Annotated in this window: 14 protein-coding genes and 1 tRNA gene; 10 read left to right on the top strand and 5 right to left on the bottom strand. The window is 62.9% G+C overall.

What is annotated here, in order from left to right; genetic code table 11:
- Positions 1-54: 54 nt before the first annotated feature.
- A complete protein-coding gene (gene aceA / locus O7B34_RS01755; RefSeq protein ID WP_337144644.1) occupies positions 55-1344 on the bottom strand; it encodes an isocitrate lyase in 1290 nt (429 codons plus the stop codon).
- A gap of 237 nt (positions 1345-1581) precedes the next feature.
- Here aceA and O7B34_RS01750 point away from each other — a divergent pair, with 237 nt between their 5' ends.
- From O7B34_RS01750 to O7B34_RS01725, 6 genes are all read left to right on the top strand, one after another.
- A complete protein-coding gene (locus O7B34_RS01750) occupies positions 1582-3030 on the top strand; it encodes a helix-turn-helix domain-containing protein (RefSeq protein WP_337144643.1) in 1449 nt (482 codons plus the stop codon).
- Positions 3031-3166: 136 nt separating this feature from the next.
- Positions 3167-4138, top strand: coding sequence for a DMT family transporter (locus O7B34_RS01745; RefSeq protein ID WP_337144642.1), 972 nt, complete (start codon positions 3167-3169; stop codon positions 4136-4138).
- Positions 4139-4467: 329 nt separating this feature from the next.
- Positions 4468-5565, top strand: coding sequence for a polyamine ABC transporter substrate-binding protein (locus O7B34_RS01740; protein WP_337144641.1), 1098 nt, complete (start codon positions 4468-4470; stop codon positions 5563-5565).
- 75 nt (positions 5566-5640) lie between these two features.
- Positions 5641-6777 (top strand): ABC transporter ATP-binding protein, encoded by a 1137-nt coding sequence (locus O7B34_RS01735; protein WP_337144640.1) that lies wholly within the window; start codon positions 5641-5643, stop codon positions 6775-6777.
- Positions 6778-6786: 9 nt separating this feature from the next.
- On the top strand, positions 6787-7755 hold the full coding sequence (locus O7B34_RS01730; RefSeq protein ID WP_027144810.1) for an ABC transporter permease subunit: 969 nt from the start codon (positions 6787-6789) through the stop codon (positions 7753-7755).
- Complete coding sequence (locus tag O7B34_RS01725) at positions 7752-8570, top strand: ABC transporter permease (protein WP_015316315.1); 819 nt, start codon at positions 7752-7754, stop codon at positions 8568-8570. Before O7B34_RS01730 ends, O7B34_RS01725 begins: the two co-directional genes overlap by 4 nt.
- A gap of 24 nt (positions 8571-8594) precedes the next feature.
- Here O7B34_RS01725 and O7B34_RS01720 read toward each other — a convergent pair whose 3' ends face one another.
- Entirely contained in the window at positions 8595-10448 is a 1854-nt protein-coding gene (locus O7B34_RS01720) for an AsmA family protein (RefSeq protein WP_337144639.1), read from the bottom strand.
- A 204-nt stretch (positions 10449-10652) separates the two neighbouring features.
- Here O7B34_RS01720 and O7B34_RS01715 point away from each other — a divergent pair, with 204 nt between their 5' ends.
- Positions 10653-12611 (top strand): acetoacetate--CoA ligase, encoded by a 1959-nt coding sequence (locus O7B34_RS01715; protein WP_337144638.1) that lies wholly within the window; start codon positions 10653-10655, stop codon positions 12609-12611.
- A 236-nt stretch (positions 12612-12847) separates the two neighbouring features.
- Here the strand turns inward: O7B34_RS01715 and O7B34_RS01710 are convergent, their stop codons facing one another.
- Positions 12848-16810, bottom strand: coding sequence for a PAS domain S-box protein (locus tag O7B34_RS01710; RefSeq protein WP_337144637.1), 3963 nt, complete (start codon positions 16808-16810; stop codon positions 12848-12850).
- Positions 16811-17058: 248 nt separating this feature from the next.
- Here O7B34_RS01710 and O7B34_RS01705 point away from each other — a divergent pair, with 248 nt between their 5' ends.
- Both O7B34_RS01705 and O7B34_RS01700 read left to right on the top strand, forming a co-directional pair.
- Positions 17059-17517 carry a phasin gene (locus O7B34_RS01705; RefSeq protein ID WP_027144815.1) on the top strand — a complete coding sequence of 153 codons (459 nt, stop codon included), beginning with the start codon at positions 17059-17061 and terminating at the stop codon, positions 17515-17517.
- A 350-nt stretch (positions 17518-17867) separates the two neighbouring features.
- Positions 17868-17944 (top strand) — tRNA-His (locus tag O7B34_RS01700).
- Positions 17945-18113: 169 nt separating this feature from the next.
- Here O7B34_RS01700 and O7B34_RS01695 read toward each other — a convergent pair.
- A complete protein-coding gene (locus tag O7B34_RS01695; RefSeq protein WP_337144636.1) occupies positions 18114-18926 on the bottom strand; it encodes a LysR family transcriptional regulator in 813 nt (270 codons plus the stop codon).
- Positions 18927-18958: 32 nt separating this feature from the next.
- Positions 18959-19219 carry a hypothetical protein gene (locus O7B34_RS01690; RefSeq protein WP_337144635.1) on the bottom strand — a complete coding sequence of 87 codons (261 nt, stop codon included), beginning with the start codon at positions 19217-19219 and terminating at the stop codon, positions 18959-18961.
- Between O7B34_RS01690 and O7B34_RS01685 the strand changes: the two genes are divergently transcribed.
- Entirely contained in the window at positions 19218-19373 is a 156-nt protein-coding gene (locus O7B34_RS01685; protein ID WP_337144634.1) for a DUF1127 domain-containing protein, read from the top strand. The two genes, O7B34_RS01690 and O7B34_RS01685, sit on opposite strands and share 2 nt — an antisense overlap.
- Positions 19374-19381 lie beyond the last annotated feature (8 nt).

The raw sequence follows: 19381 nt of genomic DNA, 5'->3' as shown, positions 1-19381 counted from the left end.
CTATGTCCTTGCCCTCTCGGGCGTTTCCTCTGTTGGTCGTCTTTTTTGGCGAACTCACTCCGCCGCCGGCTTGAACTGCGCGTGCTCGGTCGACTCATGCATGGCGGTGGTCGATGACCGGCCCCCGGTGATCGCCATCGAGACGGCATCGAAATAGCCGGTGCCGACCTCACGCTGGTGCTTGGTCGCGGTATAGCCATTGGCCTCCGCCGCGAATTCCGCTTCCTGCAACTCGGAATAGGCCGACATCTGCCGCGCCCTGTAGCCGCGGGCGAGTTCGAACATGCCGTAGTTGAGCTGGTGGAAGCCGGCCAGCGTAATGAACTGGAACTTGTAACCCATGGCGCCCAGTTCCCGCTGGAACTTGGCGATCGTCGCGTCATCGAGGTTCTTCTTCCAGTTGAACGACGGCGAGCAATTATAGGCGAGCAGCTTGCCTGGATGGTGCCTGCGCACCCCCTCCGCGAATTTCCTGGCCTGCGCCAGGTCGGGCTTCGAGGTCTCGCACCAGATCAGGTCGGCGTGGGGCGCATAGGCAACGGCCCGTGCGATACAAGGCTCGATGCCGTTCCTGACCTGGTAGAAGCCTTCCACCGTACGGCCGGCATCATAGTCGACAAAGGGCTGGTCGCGCTCATCGATATCGGAGGTGAGCAGCTTTGCCGCTTCCGCGTCGGTGCGCGCCACGACCAGGGTGGGCGTGGCCATCACGTCGGCCGCGAGCCGCGCGGCGTTGAGGTTGCGGATATGCGCCGCGGTCGGGATCAGCACCTTGCCGCCGAGATGGCCGCACTTCTTCTCCGACGCCAGCTGGTCCTCATAGTGGACGCCGGCGGCACCCGCCTCGATGAACGCCTTCATGATCTCGAAGGCGTTGAGCGGGCCGCCGAAGCCGGCTTCCGCGTCGGCAACGATCGGCGCGAACCAGGTGTCGACAGAGAGCCCGTTGCCTTCGGAGGTCTCGATCTGGTCGGCGCGCTGCAGCGTGCGGTTGATGCGCTTGACCAGTTCGGGCGCCGCATTGGCTGGATAGAGCGACTGGTCCGGATACATCGCCGAGGCGGTGTTCGCGTCGGCGGCGACCTGCCAGCCCGACAGATAGATCGCCTTCAGCCCGGCGCGCACCTGCTGCATCGCCTGGTTGCCGGACATGGCGCCCAATGCGTTGACGAAGTCCTCCTCGTGGATGAGCTTCCACAGCCGGTTGGCACCCATTTCGGCAAGGCTCTGCCTGATCTGCACCGAACCTCGCAGCCGCTTCACATCCTCCAGCGAATAGGGACGCTCAATGCCGTCGAAGCGGCCTTCAGGCGCCGATGGGACGAGGTTGTAAAAATCAGTCATTGGTCGCTCCGAAGGTTTCTGCACGACGTCCGCGCGCCAGTTGTCGGGAGTATTTCTATGTGACTGAATTTACATTGCGATGCAAAATGAGCCAGAAAAATCAGAAAACCTCACCGAACATAAGGGAAAATCTGTGTTGCGTTTGACAGGGAGGCGCTGTAAATTTGTCAATCCTGTAAAGACAAGCAGGCTGGGGATCGCGGCTGATGTCATGTAAATTCCTGTCAAGGATGGTCGATGGCTGATCAGAAGATTTTCGCCGGGCCGCGTATTCGCCGCATCCGCAACGCCAAGGGCCTGACCCAGACGGCAATGGCCGAGGGGCTCGGCATCTCGCCGTCCTATCTCAACCTGATCGAGCGCAACCAGCGGCCGCTGACTGTGCAGCTGATCCTGAAGCTGGCCTCAGTCTACAAGGTCGATCCGCACGAGCTTCAGGGCGAGGCAAGGGGATCGGTCGCTGCCCTGAGGGAGGTGTTCACCGATCCGCTGCTGGTTGGCGAACTGCCGGGAGATCAGGAACTGATCGAGCTTGCCGAGGCGGCGCCCAATGCCTCCGCCGGAGTGATAAAACTGTTCCGCGCCTATCGCGAGCAGGCCGAGCGGCTGTCCGACATCAACGAGCTTCTGGCACGCGAGGGTCGGACGACAGCGCTCTCCGGCGCCCGCTTGCCGATCGACGAGGTGCGCGAGATTTTCGAGCGGCGGCCGAATCATTTTTCCTCGCTCGAGGAAGAGGCCGAGGCGTTCACGTCGGTGCTTGATCCCGGCGACGACTTGCTTGGGGCATTGAAGGCATGGCTGAAGCGCGAATACGGCATCGTGGTCAAGGTTCTGCCGGTCGCCACCATGCCGAACTGGCGCCGCCGCTACGACCGCCACTCGCAGCGCCTGTTCCTGTCCGAGCGCCTGTCACCATTCGACCAGTTGCGTGAAGTCGCGATGGAGGCCTGCCTGATCCGCATGACGGTCGCGATCGCCGGCGAGATCCAGGCGCTGAGGCTGGCCACGGACGAGGCGCGCCGCCTTGCCCGCTTCGAACTCGGCCGCTATGCCGCCCACGCGCTGATGATGCCTTATCAGCCTTTTCACGCGGCGGCCGTTCGCTCACGCTACGATATCGAAGTCCTGCGCTCGCGCTTTGGCGTCTCCTTCGAGCAGGCGGCAAACCGGCTGACCATGCTGCAGCGGCCAGGTGCTTCCGGCGTGCCTTTCTTCATGCTCGAGGTCGACAATGCCGGAAACCGCTTTCGCAAGGCCGGCAGCCAGGGCTTTCCGCAAAGCCGCTTTGGCGGAGGCTGTCCCAAGCTTCCGGTGCATGTCGCCTTCACCCAGCCCGGTCAGGTCTTCGTCGAGGCGGTGGAAATGCCTGATGGCGCCGAGTTCCTGTGCATCGCCCGCACGCTGGAGGGGCCGCAAGGCGCATTCTCCGAACGCCCGCGCCGCACGGCACTGCTGCTCGGCTGCGACATCGGCTTTCGCGACGACATCGTCTATGGCGCGGTGCTGCCTGGCGCGGCAGTCGGCGCGAAGGTGGGGGCAGGCACTGTCGCGGCGACGCCTGTCGGCCCGGCCTGCCGGCTTTGCGAGCGCGTCGGCTGCCTGGCGCGCGCCGAGCCGCCGGTGACGCGACCCCTCGGACTCGACGAGATGGTGACCGGCCTGAGCGCGTTCGACTTTCAGTAACGCTGCGGCAAAGGTGCCACAATCGTCGCCGGTCTCTGGATCACCCGCGGCTTAAGTCTTTGCGTTACGTGAACAGAGTAGTTTTTTGTCGTCCCTTGCGCATCGTCCCGTCCACAAAAGCTCGACAGTCGCGCCCATGACAGACACAGCATCATCTCCGACCCTTGCTGCATCGACCGGCCTTGCTACCTCGACAGTCTCGCCGCGCGAGGAACGCGTCGGCATGCTTCTGGTCTTCCTGTCGGCGCTGATGTGGAGTTTCGGCGGCACCATCGCTCGCTTCATCAGCGCCGGTGACAGCTGGACGGTTATTTTCTGGCGTTCCGTTTGGGCCGCTGCCTTCCTGCTCTGCTTCATGGTCTGGCGTGACGGCTGGCGCGGCATGGTGAAGTCATTCCAGGACATGGGCTTGCCAGGCATTGCCGTGGGATTCTGCTTCGCCATTGCCTCGACCTCGTTCGTCGTGGCGCTTGCCTATACCACCGTCGCCAACATCCTCTTGATGCAGGCCGGCGTGCCGCTCCTGGCGGCCTTGTTTGCCTGGGCACTGTTTCGCGAAAGAGTAACCATTGCAACCTGGATGGCCATTGCCGCCGTCATCGCCGGCGTAGCCGTCATGGTGTCGGAATCACTGGATGGTGCCGTCTCGCCCATAGGCGATGGACTTGCGCTGCTGATCGCGTTCATGTTCTCGATCGCCACCGTCATCACCCGGCGCTTCTCCAGCGTGCGCATGACGCCGGCGACCTGTCTCGGCACGATCCTGGCGGCGGGCTTGGCTGCCTCGCAAGCTTCGACCTTCATGGTGTCGGCCGGTGACATGTGCTTTCTCTTCGTCTTCGGCGTGGTCAATCTCGGCCTTGGCCTTGCTTTCTTCGCCACCGGCGCGCGCCTGATCCCGGCGGCGATCGCGGCACTGCTCGGCACGTTCGAGCCGATCCTGGGGCCGATATGGGTCTGGCTCATCCATTCCGAGGTGCCGTCCGGGCGCACCATGGTCGGCGGCGCGGTGGTGGTCACGGCGCTGCTTGTCCATATTGGGCTCGAATTCAAGCGCCAGGCGCGGCCGCAGCGGGCTGGGGTCACCGGAGTGCCTTCGCCTAATTGATGTCGGCGCCGAAGCTTTGCCCATTGACAATGTCGCTGCCGCCCGGGCAGGCTGGGACTACGGCAACAACAAGACAGGCTTATCTTGCCAAGTCTCCCCGGCGGCTCGATCGAGACCGGACCACATTCTTGTATCTCTCTCCGCGCGGCGGCGAAAGCTTCTGACGGCACCGCAATTCCTTCCCGCCCCGAACGACCGGGTTGCCGCAGGCGGCGTGCCGGATGGCGCTTGTCGGCCCCTGGAAAGCTCAATAGTCTGAAGCAAAATGCCCGGCAGCGCGAGCATGTCGCGACGCGCCGGCAATGGAACACTCACCAAAGGAGAATAGCATGATCCGCAAAGCGCTCTGGCTTTCGGCAACCTCGGTATTTCTGGCGCTTTTGACGCCCGCCGGTCACGCTGCGGACCGCGTCGTCAACGTCTTCAACTGGTCGGATTATATCGACAGTTCGATCATCGACGATTTCACCAAGAAGACCGGTATCAAGGTCGTCTACGACACCTTCGATTCCAACGAAATCCTCGAAACCAAACTGCTCGCCGGCGGCAGCGGCTACGACGTCGTCGTGCCGAGCGGCCATTTCCTGGCCCGCCAGATACAGGCCGGTGTGTTCCAGAAGCTCGATAAATCGAAGCTGCCGAACCTCTCCAACATGTGGGATACGGTTACGGAGCGCACCGCCCAATACGACCCCGGCAACGAATACTCGGTCAATTACATGTGGGGCACGGTCGGCATCGGTTACAACACCAAGAAAGTGCAGGCAGCGCTCGGCACCGACAAGATCGACAGCTGGGATACCTTCTTCAACCCGGACAGCCTGGCCAAATTGAAGGATTGCGGCGTCTATGTTCTGGATTCTCCGTCCGACATCCTGCCGGCGGCGCTGAAATATCTCGGTCTGGACCCCAACAGCACCTCGCCTGACGACATTGCCAAGGCCGAGGAAGCTCTTCTCAAGATCCGTCCCTACATCAGGAAGTTCCACTCGTCCGAATACATCAACGCACTTGCCAATGGCGACATCTGCCTGGCGGTCGGCTGGTCGGGTGACGTGTTCCAGGCTCGCAACCGCGCGGTCGAGGCCAAGCAAGGGGTGGAGATTGGCTATTCCGTCCCAAAGGAAGGCGCCCAGATGTGGTTCGATCAGATGGCGATCCCCGCCGATGCGCCGCATGTCGCCGAGGCGCTTGAATTCATCAACTACATGATGACGCCGGAAGTGATCGCCAAATCGTCGAACTATGTCCTTTATGCCAACGGCAACAAGGCATCGCAGCAGTTCGTCGACAAGGCGCTGCTCGACGATCCCTCGGTCTATCCGGACGCCGCGTCCTTGCAGAAGCTCTATACCGTCCAGCCCTACGATCCCAAGACGCAGCGCATCGTCACGCGCAGCTGGACCAAGATCGTCACCGGCCAGTAGGCAATCCGACGCGACCCCGGCAGCCAACTGCCGGGGTCGATTTCTTTTGGGGAATAAAAAGTACGGAGTGGGGATATGAAATCGCTTGGCAGCATCCGCAGGGACTTCGCGCCATGGAACGACCCGAAGGCCAAGCCATATATTCAGTTCGACGGCGTCACCAAGAGGTTCGGTGACTTCACCGCTGTCAACAATCTGTCGTTGGCCATTTTCGAGCGTGAATTCTTCGCGCTGCTCGGCGCCTCGGGTTGCGGAAAGTCGACGCTGCTCAGGATGCTTGCCGGCTTCGAGGAACCGACAGCCGGTCGCATCCTGCTCGATGGTCAGGATCTGCGCGGCATTCCGCCCTATCGCCGGCCGGTCAACATGATGTTCCAGTCCTATGCCCTGTTCCCGCATATGACGGTCGAGAACAACATCGCCTTCGGCCTCAGGCAGGAAGGCATGCCGAAGCCCGATATCGAAAAGCGCGTCGCCGACATGCTGAAGTTGGTCAAGCTCGAGCAGTTCGCCAAGCGCAAGCCGCACCAGCTCTCCGGCGGCCAGCGCCAGCGCGTCGCGCTTGCCCGCTCGGTCGCCAAGCGACCGAAGGTGCTGCTGCTCGACGAGCCGCTCGGCGCGCTCGACAAGAAACTGCGCGAGGAAACCCAGTTCGAACTGATGGATCTGCAGCAGGAGCTTGGTCTCACCTTCGTCGTCGTCACCCATGACCAGGAAGAGGCGATGACGATGGCCGATCGCATCGCCATCATGGACAAGGGCGAGGTGATGCAGGTTGCGACACCGGCGGAGGTTTACGAGGCTCCGACGTCGCGCTTCGTCGCTCATTTCGTCGGCAACGTGAATATGTTCGAGGGCAAGGTTGCCGAGCGCGCCGACAAGACAACACGCATCACCGGCGCGACCGGAGCCCAGATCGTCGTCGAGAATGGCGCCGCCGCAACAGGCACCGACATCATCTTCGCCATCAGGCCGGAAAAGATCAGGGTTTCGTCGAAGAAGCCGGCCGATGCCGTCAACGCGCTGGAGGGCGAGGTTTACGACATCGCCTATCTCGGCGACATGACCGTCTATCACGTCAGGCTGGACGACGGGCAGATCGTGCGGGCAAGCGCCCTGAACGCGGCTCGTGTGACCGAGGATCCGCTGACCTGGAACGACCGTGCCTGGGTGTCCTTCCGGCCCGACGCCGGCGTCGTGCTGGCACGGTAGGGGGCGGGCATGTCCAATACCGCCGTCGCCGATGCCGCCGCGCCATCGACTGCCGCCAATCCGTTCCTGACGCGTTTGGGTGCCGGCTTCGTCAGCCGGCTCGTCATCATCGTTCCCTATCTCTGGCTGCTGTTCTTCTTTCTCGTCCCCTTCGTCATCGTCTTCAAGATCTCGCTGTCGCAGACGGCTATCGCCATGCCGCCCTATACGCCGGTGCTTGATTTCAGGGACGGCGTTTCCGGTTTCTTCGCCGGTTTTCGCGACCTCAACTTCGACAATTATGTCTGGCTGACGCAGGACGCACTCTATTTCAAGGCCTACCTCACCAGCGTCGTCATCGCTGCCATCTCCACGGGGCTGACCTTGCTGGTTGGCTATCCCATCGCCTATGGCATGGCGCGCGCTCCGGCCACGATCCGCCCGACATTGCTGATGCTGGTCATCCTGCCGTTCTGGACGTCGTTCCTGATCCGCGTCTATGCCTGGATCGGTATCCTGAAGCCCGAGGGCCTGCTCAACCAGTTGCTCTTGTCGCTGCACATCATCAATCAGCCGCTGGTGATCCTCAACACCTACACGGCCATCTTCATCGGCATCGTTTATTCCTACCTGCCGTTCATGGTGCTACCGCTTTATTCGTCGCTGGAAAAGATGGACTACTCCCTGATCGAGGCGGCCAAGGATCTCGGCTGTCCGCCGACCGCTGCCTTCTGGAAGATCACCTTTCCGCTGTCGCTGCCCGGCGTCATTGCCGGCTGCCTGCTGGTGTTCATCCCGGCCGTCGGCGAATTCGTCATCCCCGACCTGCTCGGCGGCTCGCAGACGTTGATGATCGGCAAAACGCTGTGGAACGAGTTCTTCGCCAATCGTGACTGGCCGGTGTCGTCGGCCGTTGCCGTCATCCTGCTGTTGCTGCTGATCGTACCGATCGTCTTGTTCCAGCATGCCCAGGCCCGCGCGCAGGAGCAGGACAAATGAACACCACCTGGAGCCGCTTCAACATCACCTCGATCACGCTCGGTTTTGCCTTTCTCTATCTGCCGATCGTGCTGCTCGTCGTCTTCTCCTTCAACGAGTCCAAGCTCGTCACCGTCTGGGGCGGCTTTTCCACCAAATGGTACGTATCGCTGTTCCACAATCAGGGCCTGATGGACGCCGCGTGGGTGACCATCCGCGTCGGTCTGATTTCAGCGACGGTGGCCACGGTTCTCGGCACCATGGGGGCCCTGGCGCTGACCCGCTACACACGCTTCCGGGGCAGGGTCCTGTTCTCCGGCATGATCTTCGCACCATTGGTCATGCCTGACGTCATTACCGGCCTGTCGCTGCTCCTGCTGTTTGTCGCCATCGGCATGGATCGCGGCATGACGACCGTGATCCTCGCGCATATCACCTTCACAATGTGCTTTGTCGCGGTCGTCGTGCAGTCGCGGCTTGTCAGCTTCGATCGCTCGCTGGAAGAAGCCGCCATGGATCTTGGTGCACCGCCGGTGAAGACCTTCTTCCAGATCACGCTGCCAGTCATTCTGCCGGCGATCGTGTCCGGCTGGATGCTTGCCTTCACGCTGTCACTGGACGACCTGGTCATCGCCAGCTTTGCTTCGGGCCCTGGCGCCACCACGCTGCCGATGAAGATCTACAGCCAGGTCCGCCTCGGCGTGACGCCGGAGATCAATGCCGCCTGCACCCTCCTGATCGCGATCGTCACGGTTGGCGTGATCATCGCTTCGGTCGCCAACAAGCGGCGCGAGGTGCAGCGGCAGCTTGACGAGCGGGCCGCGCAACGCGGTTAGGAGCGGCGCTTCAGGCGCAAGGCGTTATTCGCCCGAAACGCCACGGCTGATGGGTGAAATGAACGGCGTGCTCCACGTTCCGCCGACGAAAAACGACGACTGGTTAGGCCCCTGCTGGCCGTTCTTTTGCGTTGCTGGCTGATCCGGCTGGATGACGCCGCCCGACAGCGCCAGCCCGCGTCCTGCGTAGGATGCGATGCCGGAAAGCCAGATCTTGTATTTCGCCGAATTGGCCTCAGCCTTGTCGAGTCTCGCCACGCCTCTTGAAATGGTTGCCTTCACTTCGGCGCCATCGATGGGCAGCGTCCCGTCCGAGACATCGTCGAGCGCGAAGAAGCCGCCTTGTTCGGTATGCTTGAGAAAGGCCGGCAGGTTGAACTTGCTGAGCGCGCCAGGGCCGAAGGTCGCCGAGACCGAGCCGTCGGCGTTTTCAAAGATCGAATCCCAGGTCCTTCCCGGTCCCTTGAGGATGACCGAAACGGTGCCGGTGCCGACCGGCACCAGCCGGGTCATCCCGGCCGCGGTACCAAACGCGCCGCCATCGACGTCGGAGGCCAGCAGCCGGATCTCGACCTGGGTGCCCTCGGGTTTACGGTCGAAACGAAGGCTGGTCTGGATGTTGCCGCCAAAAGCCGAGGCGTCGGAGATGTCGAAGACGGAAAGACCGTCCTTGACCTGGGCGGTGGCCGCGACATCGGCAAGCTGGATACTCCCCGCCGTGGCACGGGCCGCCGACAGCCTGAGATCTAGATTGACCCGATCGGCGAAACTCGTGTCGACCTGACCTGGCTCGCCGCTGCTCGCCGGTCCCAGCGACGTGAAGGCGGACAGAAACGACCTGAGGTCGAGCGTGTCGAAGGCAAGTGTGCCCGAGATCACCGGTTGCGTCTCGCCAAGCGACAGGTCCAGCGCGCCCATGCCCGGGTTGTTGTCCAGCGCCAGCGCCGTGTTTTCAAATTTGACGCGGCCGGCCGACGCCGTGACCTTGCTCGAAATGCTGACCGAGCCGATCGCCGCGCTCGGCGCGATGCCGGCCTGCGACCATTCCAGCACGCGGCGCAGCGAGGGCGCCGCGAATTTCACCTGGCCATCGAAATAGGCTTTTTCGGACATGTTGGCCGTGCCGTCGAAGGAGAAGGTGGCGGGCGCTGCCTTGAAGGACAAAGTGAGGGGTGCCATGCCCCCGGCAAACAGCACCAGGGGTCTCGGCGAGGCGGCATCCACGGTCACGCTTTCGCCGCGCCAGATCCCGGTCGCGGACAATGTCGCATTGCTGTTCATCGCCGCCCAAGTAGCCTGGCCGCTAAGACTGCTCAGGATCTCCACATCCTTGCCTTTGACGGACGCCACCATGCGGCCATCCCTGAACTCCACGGTTCCGAAAGTGTCGTCCGGCAGCTTGTCCAGGTCGGGCTTGGCGGGGTCCGCGTTGACCAGGCCACGGGCCGCGTCGATGGAGCGCGCGATGCGCCCGCCGGTCGGCGCCGTGGGCAGGAATAGCCCGCCAGCCGTGCGTTGGACCCGGATCGTCGGTCGCACCAGCCGTGCCGTGGAAAACACCACATCGCCCTGCAATGCCGCCATGGCCGAGAGGTCGACCTCGACCCGTTCGGCTTCGACGACCGGCGGCGCATCGGCATCCGTCCACTTCGACAGCGTCACATCGGTCAGGATCGCGCGGAATTTCGGCCAGACCTCGATGCGCGGCGACCCCTCGATGGCAACCCGAAAGCCGCTCCAGGCGCTCAATTCCCAGGCGATGCGGTCACGCACGATCCGCGTCGAGGCAATCAGCGGCAGGGCCGCGACCACCAGAGCGATGACGATCGCGGCAGCGCCGATCGCCCATACTCCGCGGCGGATCAAGGATGATGGCATATAGCCCCGTATGCTTCCATTCCGACAAAAACGATCGTCCGACGGGTGTAACCCCTGTCGTCACTACGACTTAGGGCTGACGCATTTCAAGTCTTTATGGCCCGGCGATGGCATTTGCGCACACCTGACCGCGTCAGCCCAACAAAATCTTGCTCTGCTACGCTGCGATATGCATAAGCGATGACGACCGTGGGAGGATCGATCATGGCTGGCGAAGTACCGCTCTGGACCCCGACGCAAGACCAAATTGATGCCTCGCCCTTGACCGCCTTCATGAAGGTTGCGGCAGCGAATACCGGCAGTCCATTTTCATCCTACGCCGATCTTCACCGCTGGTCGGTCGAGAACCGGGAATCTTTCTGGGATCTTGTCTGGGATTTCTGCGGTCTTGAAGGCGACAAAGGCGAACGACTGCTGCTCGATGGCGAGAAGATGCCCGGCGCTTCTTTCTTCCCCGACGCGTCGCTGAATTTCGCCGAGAACCTTCTGAAAAAAACCGGTGCCGGCGAGGCAATCGTCTTCCGCGGCGAGGACAAGGTCGAGAGGCGGCTGTCGTGGAACGAACTGCATGGCCTGGTCTCGCGCCTGCAGCAGCTCTTCCTTTCGCTCAAGGTGAAGAAGGGTGACCGTATCGCTGCGATGATACCCAACATGCCCGAAACCGTCGCCGCCATGCTGGCCGCCGCCTCGATCGGTGCGGTGTGGTCATCCTGTTCTCCCGATTTCGGCGAGCAGGGCGTGCTCGACCGGTTCGGCCAGATCGAACCTGTCATCTTCATCGCGCCGGACGGCTATTGGTACAATGGCAAGGCGATCGAGGTCGCCGACAAGGTCAAGGCGGTCGCGGCCAAGCTCGGCAGCGTCCGCAAGGTCCTGCTCGTCGACTATCTCGGCACCTCCGCCGATGTTGCTGATACCATCGACAAGGCGGTGGCGATGGAGGAGGCGCTGTCGCCCTTCGCCGTCAAATCCGTCATCTTCGAGCGGCTGCCATTTTCGCATCCGCTCTACATCCTGTTTTCGTCCGGCACCACCGGCATTCCCAAATGCATCGTCCATTCGGCCGGCGGCACGCTGATCCAGCATGTCAAGGAACACCGGCTGCATGCCGGCCTCGGCGACGGCGACCGCTTCTTCTATTTCACCACCTGCGGCTGGATGATGTGGAACTGGCTGGTATCGGGTCTGGCCTCCGGCGCCACGCTGCTGCTTTATGACGGCTCTCCCTTCCACCCCGACGGCAACGTGCTGTTCGATTTCGCCGATGCCGAGAAGATGACCTTCTTCGGCACCTCGGCCAAGTTCATCGATTCCGTGCGCAAGGCCGGCCTCAAGCCGATCCGCAGCCATGATCTGTCGGCGGTGCGCGCCATCTCCTCCACCGGGTCGCCGCTTTCGCCCGAGGATTTCCGCTTCGTCTATGAAGGCATCAAGAAGGACGTGCATCTGGCCTCGGTTTCCGGAGGCACGGACATCGTCTCCTGCTTCGTTCTCGGCGTGCCGATCGAGCCGGTCTGGACCGGGGAGATCCAGGGGCCGGGCCTCGGCCTCGCCGTCGATGTCTGGGACGATGACGGCAAGCCGGTCAGGCAGGAGAAGGGAGAACTGGTTTGCACCAGGGCTTTCCCGTCCATGCCGATCGGCTTCTGGAACGATCCCGACGGCAAGAAATACCAGGCGGCCTATTTCGAGCGTTTCGACAATGTCTGGTGTCATGGCGATTTCGCCGAATGGACGGATCATGGTGGCATGGTCATCCACGGCCGCTCGGACGCGACGCTCAATCCAGGTGGCGTGCGCATCGGCACGGCGGAAATCTATAATCAGGTCGAACAGATGCCGGAAATCCTGGAAGCGCTGTGCATCGGCCAGGATTTCGACAATGACGTGCGCGTCGTGCTGTTCGTGCGCCTGGCCGCGGGTGTCCAATTGGACGAGGACCTGGAAAAACGCATCCGCGCCAAGATACGCAGCGGCGCCAGCCCTCGCCACGTTCCGGCCAGGATCGTCGCCGTATCGGATATCCCCCGCACCAAGTCGGGCAAGATCACCGAACTCGCCGTGCGCGACGTCGTGCATGGTCGTGCCATCAAAAATAGGGAAGCGCTCGCCAACCCGGAAGCGCTGGAACTGTTCAGGAACCTGCCGCAGCTCGCCGAGTGACCGGTTAACGAAATATGTCGCGCGAATTTACCTAGATTTCACGAGTGGTACACATTCGTAAATTTTTTGGCGACCCGGTAAGGACTTGTTAAGGCCCGGCGTCGATAGTCGCATGTAACTTGAGGGAGAAATCCCGTTCCTCAGCCCCCGAGGATCTGAATTCAGCTCAAGCCCCCGTTGTGACAGCAATCTCATCTCTTAAGGCGTCCTTTGGACGCCTTTTTCTTTTGGACCTTCTACTCCGCCAGCACCCTGGTCGAGGGGAATGCAACCTCCACCAGCGTGCCTTCGCCGGGCGTCGAATTGATAGTGAAGCGGGCGCGGTTGGCTTCCACCATCGCCTTGGTCAGCGGCAGGCCAAGGCCGGTGCCGTCGCCGCGCCCGCGCTTCAGGGCGTTGATTTGCTTGAATGGCTTCAGCGCCTGCTCGATCTCGGACTGGCTCATGCCGATGCCGGTGTCACGCACCCGCATGACGACGTCGCCTGAGGTCTCGTAGGCGGTCGAGACGATCACCTGGCCGCCGGCCTGGGTATAGCGGACGGCGTTGGACAGGATGTTGAGCGCGATCTGGCGCACGCTGCGCAGGTCGGCCACCACTTCCGGCAGCCGCGAGGCGAAGCTGGAGCGGATGATGACCCGTTCGCGGTTGGCCTGCGGCTGCATCATCGCCACGGTTTCGGCCAGCGTATCGTTGAGCGACACCGCCTCATAAGCCATTTCCTGCTGGCCGGCCTCGATCTTCGAGATGTCCAGGAGGTCATTGACCAGATCGAGCACGTGGTTGCCCGAGCGGTTGATGTCGCGCAGATAGTCGCGGTAGCGGTCATTGGCGACCGGCCCGAACTTCTCGTCGACCATCAGTTCGGAAAAACCGATGATGGCGTTGAGCGGCGTGCGAATCTCGTGGCTGATGCGGGCGAGGAAATCGGTCTTCTGCGAGGAAGCGCGTTCGGCCACCGCACGCGCCTGGGTGAGGTCCTCCTCGGCTCGCTTCCACTGCGTGATGTCGCGTACCACGGCGCAGAAGCCGCTGTCGTTGGGCAGCCGGCCGATGGTCATGAACAGCGGGATGAAGCGCCCCTGTGCTTCGCGGCCGATCACCTCGCGGCCATCATTCAAGACGCTCGCCACGCCAGGCTCCAACAGGCCGGTGAGATAGTCGCGCGCCGCGCGCTGGCTCTCGATCGCAAACAGCGAGGCGAACGGCTTGCCGGTCACCTCGTCGCTGTCGAAACCGAACAGCGCTTCGGCCGGGCGGCTGATCGAACGGATGGTGCCGTCGCTGCCGATCAGCACGACCCCGTCTGTGGCGGTGTCGATGATGGTGCGCATCTCGGCGATGCGTGCCTTGAGCTCGGAAATATCGGGCTGCGTTGGCTCCTCGCCGATCACGTGCAGGGCCACAGGCGCATCATCCTCGCCGGAGCGGCGCACGACCAGCATCAGGGCCTTGCCGTCGCGCCAGGGCACGGAGCGCAGGATGGCATCGATAGGGAATTCCTTTCCGTCGCGCGTCTTCAGCCGCAGCGCCCGGTCGCTGCCGTCGGAGGCGTCGTCATCGGCATAAGGGTCGGCAAACAGAGCGCCGAGGCCGCCCGCATCCTCCAGGTCCTCCAGTGTCGCGTACCCGGTCAGGTCGAGGAATTCCTCGTTTGCATAGTGCAGCTGGTCGCCCGAATGGATGATGAGCGGCACCGGCAGCTTGCCGAGCAGTGATGTATCCGGCGTCTTGTTTTCGGTGCCGGCGGAAAAAGCCGACGGCATGAACCCTTCGGTTTTGAGCGGCGGCACTTGCAGGCGCGGCCGCTCGGCAAATGTCTCGGTCGCCTCATGCCTGCCGCCGGTTCCGCCGGTGGTCGCAATCGTTTCCTCGCCGGATGCAGTCGCTTGCTCGCCGGCCCAGTCCTCATCGTCCTCGGCGTCGCGAAAATCGTCTGACGTCATGCTGTCGTCATCGGCCGGCGGTGCCTTGGCGGGTCCTGCCTGCGCTGCCGCCTCGCCATCCCCGATTATCTCCTGTGCCTCGGGCGCTGACGCCTCGTCGCTGCCGTCGGCGGTATGGGCAGGCTCGTCCTCCTTATCGGCATAGTCGAGCAGGGAGCCCGAAGCCCTCGGCGGGGACACGGAGCTCGGCGCCTGTTGTTCGACCTGGTCCGGCTGCGCACCGTCGAGCCGCGCCAGATCCCTCTGATCCTCGGCATCGCCCGGGGAAGGTTCGCCCGCACCCGGCTCGTCTTCAGCATCGGGCGCTGCCATCTCATGCGCCCGGCCGGTCACTGGTTCCTGGGTCGAATTTGTTGGCTCGGCATCCGGGGTGGCGATGTCCACCGGCGGTTTCGCAACAGTCGCGGGTTTGGTCGCGTCGTGCGGCTCCGGCAAAGAGCCTGTTCCGGCACCTGGTTCCGCTTGCCTTGCCGGCTCGGCTGGTTCGGCCGCCGGCGGCTCTGCCGTGGAACTTTCTTTCTTCAGACGCTCGCCGATCTCGCGGAACGCGCTACGTTCCAGCGTCGACAGCCCCTTGTCGTTGGCCGGCTGCCGGTGTTCGGCCAGCCGGATGACCTTGTCGGCGAAGCGCCGCTCCGGTTTAGGTACTATCGTCAGCGCCGGCACTTCGCCCTTGAACGGATCCGACGCCTTTGGCTCTTCAGCCTTCGGCTCCCCAGGCAGCGTCTCCACGGCCTCCGGTTTCTGTGCCGCCGGCATCTCGCCATTGGGCACCAATGCCATGCCGATCGCTTCCGGATCGACGACCGCATCCCCGGTTCGCGCGACGCCGAAGCCGCGGAAGCCTTCGAAGGCGCGGCTGCGGCCATAGACGGGCAACGCCGCCAGGTCGACCGGGACCTTCAGGTCGGTGCCGACGACGGGCCACAGCACCGAGCGGCCGGACCAGGTGTCGCGCCGCTCCAGCAGGCCGGCGATCTCGCCGGATGCATCAAGGCCGAAAGCCGCCGCGACATCCCTGAAGCGCCGGCCGATCACGTCGGCGGCCGGATGACCGACGACATCGGCGAATTCCGGTGACAGCGCGCTGAACTTGCCCTCGGCGTCGGTACGCCAGACAAAACGTATCGGTGCCGCCGAGCGGTCTATCATCCGGGTGGCCGAAGCTGTAGTCGGAGCTGCCGGGGAGGCGACCTCGTCCTGCTTCACGCTGTCCGCCGAAGCCTCGGTGCCGGCCGCCTCGGCCAAGTTTTTCGGTTCCGGCGCGCCGTCTTCTCCGGCATTGAAATACCAATGATCGTGCTGTGCCGGCGTGCCCGCCGCCGGTTGGTCATTGTCGGCGGCGACCGGTGCCGGCGCGGCCGGCTCCTCGATCTCCCGCTTTGCCCGTTCCGGCATATCGTCAGCGACGGGCTCGGAAGGGGCGGGCTCCTGTTCCATTTCGGCCGCCGTCGGCTGATTGCCCTGCCGAGACCCGGATTCTACAGCGGCGGTTTCCGCCGCCTCCATTGTGCCGCCAATCTCCTTGGCAGGGCTTTCCGTTGCCGCGGGCGAGCCGTCCGCCGAGGCCGCCGCGCCGGATGCGCTGTCCTCCAGTTGATCCTCGTCGATCACCACCAATAGATGCCGCTCCGGTGTCAGCCGGGCGAGGCCCGCGGGGTAGGAGGTCCTGCCGCCCGGAACGAGGCGCTTGACGATGCGCTCGCCCTCGGCCGCGACGTCGGCCACCAGGGCCGCCAGTGTCGCGGGCTGGATGCCGAGCGCCGAAAATCCCTCCGAGGCGGCCTCGATATTGCCCTTGGCATCGATGAAGGCAATGAAATGGCCGTCTTCGGTCAAGCCGCTGATCGCCCGGCTGGCGATCTCGGCCGCACTGCGCGAGCCGGTCTGCGCCGCCGGCACGGCCAGCATGATGGCATTCTCGCCATCGGGCAGCGTCACGGCACTGGCAAGAAAGCCGACGGCTCGGCTGGTCATGCCGGTCGCCAGGCGCACCGTGATCGAGCGATCGCTGCCGATCCGCGGGAAACCGCTGGTCGCCATGATCTGACGGCGCGCGATCAGCGGCAGCCGCGCCGAGGCGCCGATGATCGCTTCGATATCGGGATAACCGAACATGGCGGCGCCCGGCCCATTGGCCCAGATCACCTGCTCGAGGTCGACCGACAGGATCGCGATCGCGTCGCCGGCGGCAAACCGCTGGCGGACCGCGTCGAGTACGGCGACGTCAAGGAAGGAATATTCGGACGGCATGCGCTTGGCGAACCCTCACGGAGCGGCGAATTTGCAGTTAACGCTTTGTTAATAAAAGCCGCAGCCACGAAGGTCCACAAGCCAGAACGTGCAAAGGCTGAATTTTGGCTGTTTGGTTAACGGCCGAAAACATTTTTTTGTGCACTGCAACAAGGATATTGCAATGCACAAAAATTGCCTTTATATTGCCATCATACATGAACGAGACGGCTTTCTGTCAAAGCCGCTGCCGCTGAAAAGGATGGAAAATGTCCAGGACCAAGACTGCCGAGACCATCGAAAACGTTGAATTCCCGAGCTTCGACGCTTCCAAGGCCACCGACCAGATGCGCGCTTTCGCCGAAAAGGGCGTTGAGCAGTCGAAAGAGGCCTACGCCAAGCTCAAGACCGGCGCCGAGGAGACCCAGAAGGCTCTGGAATCGACCTACGAAACCGCCAAGACTGTTTCCAGCGATCTGTCGCTCAAGACCATCGCGGCGCTGCGCGCCAACGCCGAGGCCGGCTTCTCGCATCTCGAAGCCCTGATCGGCGCCAAGTCGCTATCGGAAGTCGTCGAGCTGCAGACCGCCTTCCTGCGCAAGCGCGTCGAGCTGACCGTAGAGCAGGCCAAGGACTTCCAGGCTGTTGCCTCCAAGGCGGCCGAGGATGTCTCGAAGCCGATCAAGACCGCCTTCGAGAAGGCGATCAAGGAAATCAAGGCCGCCTAATAATTGCGCATCGTCCGCGGATGCAACAAAAGGTCGCATTTTGTCGGACAAATAGATGTGAGATAGTGACGGTCAAGCGAATACCCGGCGGGTGGAACCTCCTCCCTTCACCTCCGGGGTGACCAGCCAGCACCTCCTCCCGCTGGCTCGTAACAGGAAAAGGCCGGCACCTCCTCCCGCCGGCCTTTTTCTTTGCCCGGCGAAAGGTGCACCGCTGTGGGGAAGTGGCCTTTGCTTTGCAAAAGCCTTGAATTAGAATTCATAAGCCCGTAAGGACGCATCGCCGAACGACAGAGCGGATCGCGGAGAATGAACCTTCCACCTCGATCCCGCTACCAACGTTAAGACGTGCCGTTGTAGCTCAGATGGTTAGAGCGCCGGATTGTGGATCCGGAGGTCGCTGGTTCGATCCCAGCCAACGGTACCATTGGCTTTCGGTTAATTAATTGAATTTACTGTCTAATCCGGCTGCGCACGTCGAAATCCCACGCGATCGCGGATTTTGTGCTGTCTATTGTGCTGCAAATGACGCCTGGGAAGACATCGCGAAGCGCGAGACCCTGACGGCTTCCTGCGGCTGAGGCATCGTGCTGGCCTTACCGGATCGGCGTCTTGCCGCGAAACAGCGGCTGGTGCGCCCGCATCAAGGTTGTAATGCGGTCGGCGACTTTTCGTACCGGCGGGGAGTGACGTTCCTCGTGATGGGTAACGATCCATTGGTCGGTTTCGAGTTCGGCGATAGGCTGAGCGACGCGAACCAGCCGCGGATCGCTGTCACCCACGAAGCACGGGAAAATCGAAAGGCCGGCGCCGGCGGCCACCAGTTCGCGCACCGAATGGCTGTTGTTGCCGCGCACGGCGATGCGGTCGCCATGATGGGCTTGCAGCCAGCGCGCCGAGGCAATGTTTGCTCCTTCGCCGGTGACGCCGACGAACAAGCCGGCGGCGATGCCGTTGATCAGCTGGCGTCCGGAATAAATGGCGTGGGCAACCTTGCCGCTCTGGCGACCGGCCAGCCACTGTTCGTTCGGGCGCTCGCTGCGGATGCCGATGTCGGCGGCACGGCGCCCGATGTCGACCCTGTCGGTGGTGGTGACGAACTCCACCCTTATGCCGTCATCGACCGTCCAGATATCGCCGATATGGGCGCAAACGAAGGCCGAGGTCCATGGCCCGGCCGAGACGCGGACAATGCGGTCGGGCAGGCTTCCCTCCCGCCAGCGGGTCAGCGACTGCATCGCTGCCTCGACATCTTCGGCGCGCCGCAGCAGTTCTTCACCGACCGGGGTCAGCCGGTAGCCGGTCTGCTGACGCACGAACAGCGGTTCGCCGATCTGCTTTTCGAGCGCGGTGACGCGTCGTCCAAGGGTGGCCGCGCTGAGGCGCGTGGTTGCCGTCGCCGCGCTCAAGCCACCCAGCCGCGCAACGTTTAGAAACAACCTCAGATCGTCCCAGCCGATATCCATTTTGCAGAAATGAAAAACTCCTTGCGGCCGTGGCTGTAGCGCGAAGCGGGCATCGCACGCAAGTATGCGGCATTGGAGGTGTTGGACAATCCTGCCTGGCGGAACAGTGAGAAGCACCTCGGCTGGCCAAGAAGCCAGCGCAACCCTTTCGATCGCGCAGGCGCTTGGCGCGGATGCTTTGCGCTTTCGATCAACCACGCGCGAAGGGTATTCCGCGCGCCAAAGGAGACGATCATGTTGCATGAATTTCGACGCCGTTTTGGCTGTTGGCTTGCCTATCGCCAGACGCTTGCGAGCTTGCGGCATGTCCCGGACAGCACGCTGACGGATGCCGGCATTTCTCGCGAAGAGATCCGCGAGCGTGCCCGCCACGCCGGCCTGGGTCGTTGAGCCAATGG

It is taken from the genome of Mesorhizobium sp. Cs1299R1N3, assembly GCF_037179625.1.
GTDB lineage: Bacteria > Pseudomonadota > Alphaproteobacteria > Rhizobiales > Rhizobiaceae > Mesorhizobium > Mesorhizobium salmacidum.
Note: the sequence above shows the minus strand (reverse complement) of the source record. Positions and strands in the feature narration are given on the sequence as shown.

Bases quoted from the DNA above. Each gene is read 5' to 3' on its own strand.
- aceA (WP_337144644.1), bottom strand. From the start codon at position 1,344: ATGACTGATTTTTACAACCTCGTCCCATCGGCGCCTGAAGGCCGCTTC.
- O7B34_RS01750 (WP_337144643.1), top strand. From the start codon at position 1,582: ATGGCTGATCAGAAGATTTTCGCCGGGCCGCGTATTCGCCGCATCCGC.
- O7B34_RS01745 (WP_337144642.1), top strand. From the start codon at position 3,167: ATGACAGACACAGCATCATCTCCGACCCTTGCTGCATCGACCGGCCTT.
- O7B34_RS01740 (WP_337144641.1), top strand. From the start codon at position 4,468: ATGATCCGCAAAGCGCTCTGGCTTTCGGCAACCTCGGTATTTCTGGCG.
- O7B34_RS01735 (WP_337144640.1), top strand. From the start codon at position 5,641: ATGAAATCGCTTGGCAGCATCCGCAGGGACTTCGCGCCATGGAACGAC.
- O7B34_RS01730 (WP_027144810.1), top strand. From the start codon at position 6,787: ATGTCCAATACCGCCGTCGCCGATGCCGCCGCGCCATCGACTGCCGCC.
- O7B34_RS01725 (WP_015316315.1), top strand. From the start codon at position 7,752: ATGAACACCACCTGGAGCCGCTTCAACATCACCTCGATCACGCTCGGT.
- O7B34_RS01720 (WP_337144639.1), bottom strand. From the start codon at position 10,448: ATGCCATCATCCTTGATCCGCCGCGGAGTATGGGCGATCGGCGCTGCC.
- O7B34_RS01715 (WP_337144638.1), top strand. From the start codon at position 10,653: ATGGCTGGCGAAGTACCGCTCTGGACCCCGACGCAAGACCAAATTGAT.
- O7B34_RS01710 (WP_337144637.1), bottom strand. From the start codon at position 16,810: ATGCCGTCCGAATATTCCTTCCTTGACGTCGCCGTACTCGACGCGGTC.
- O7B34_RS01705 (WP_027144815.1), top strand. From the start codon at position 17,059: ATGTCCAGGACCAAGACTGCCGAGACCATCGAAAACGTTGAATTCCCG.
- O7B34_RS01685 (WP_337144634.1), top strand. From the start codon at position 19,218: ATGTTGCATGAATTTCGACGCCGTTTTGGCTGTTGGCTTGCCTATCGC.
- O7B34_RS01690 (WP_337144635.1), bottom strand. From the start codon at position 19,219: ATGATCGTCTCCTTTGGCGCGCGGAATACCCTTCGCGCGTGGTTGATC.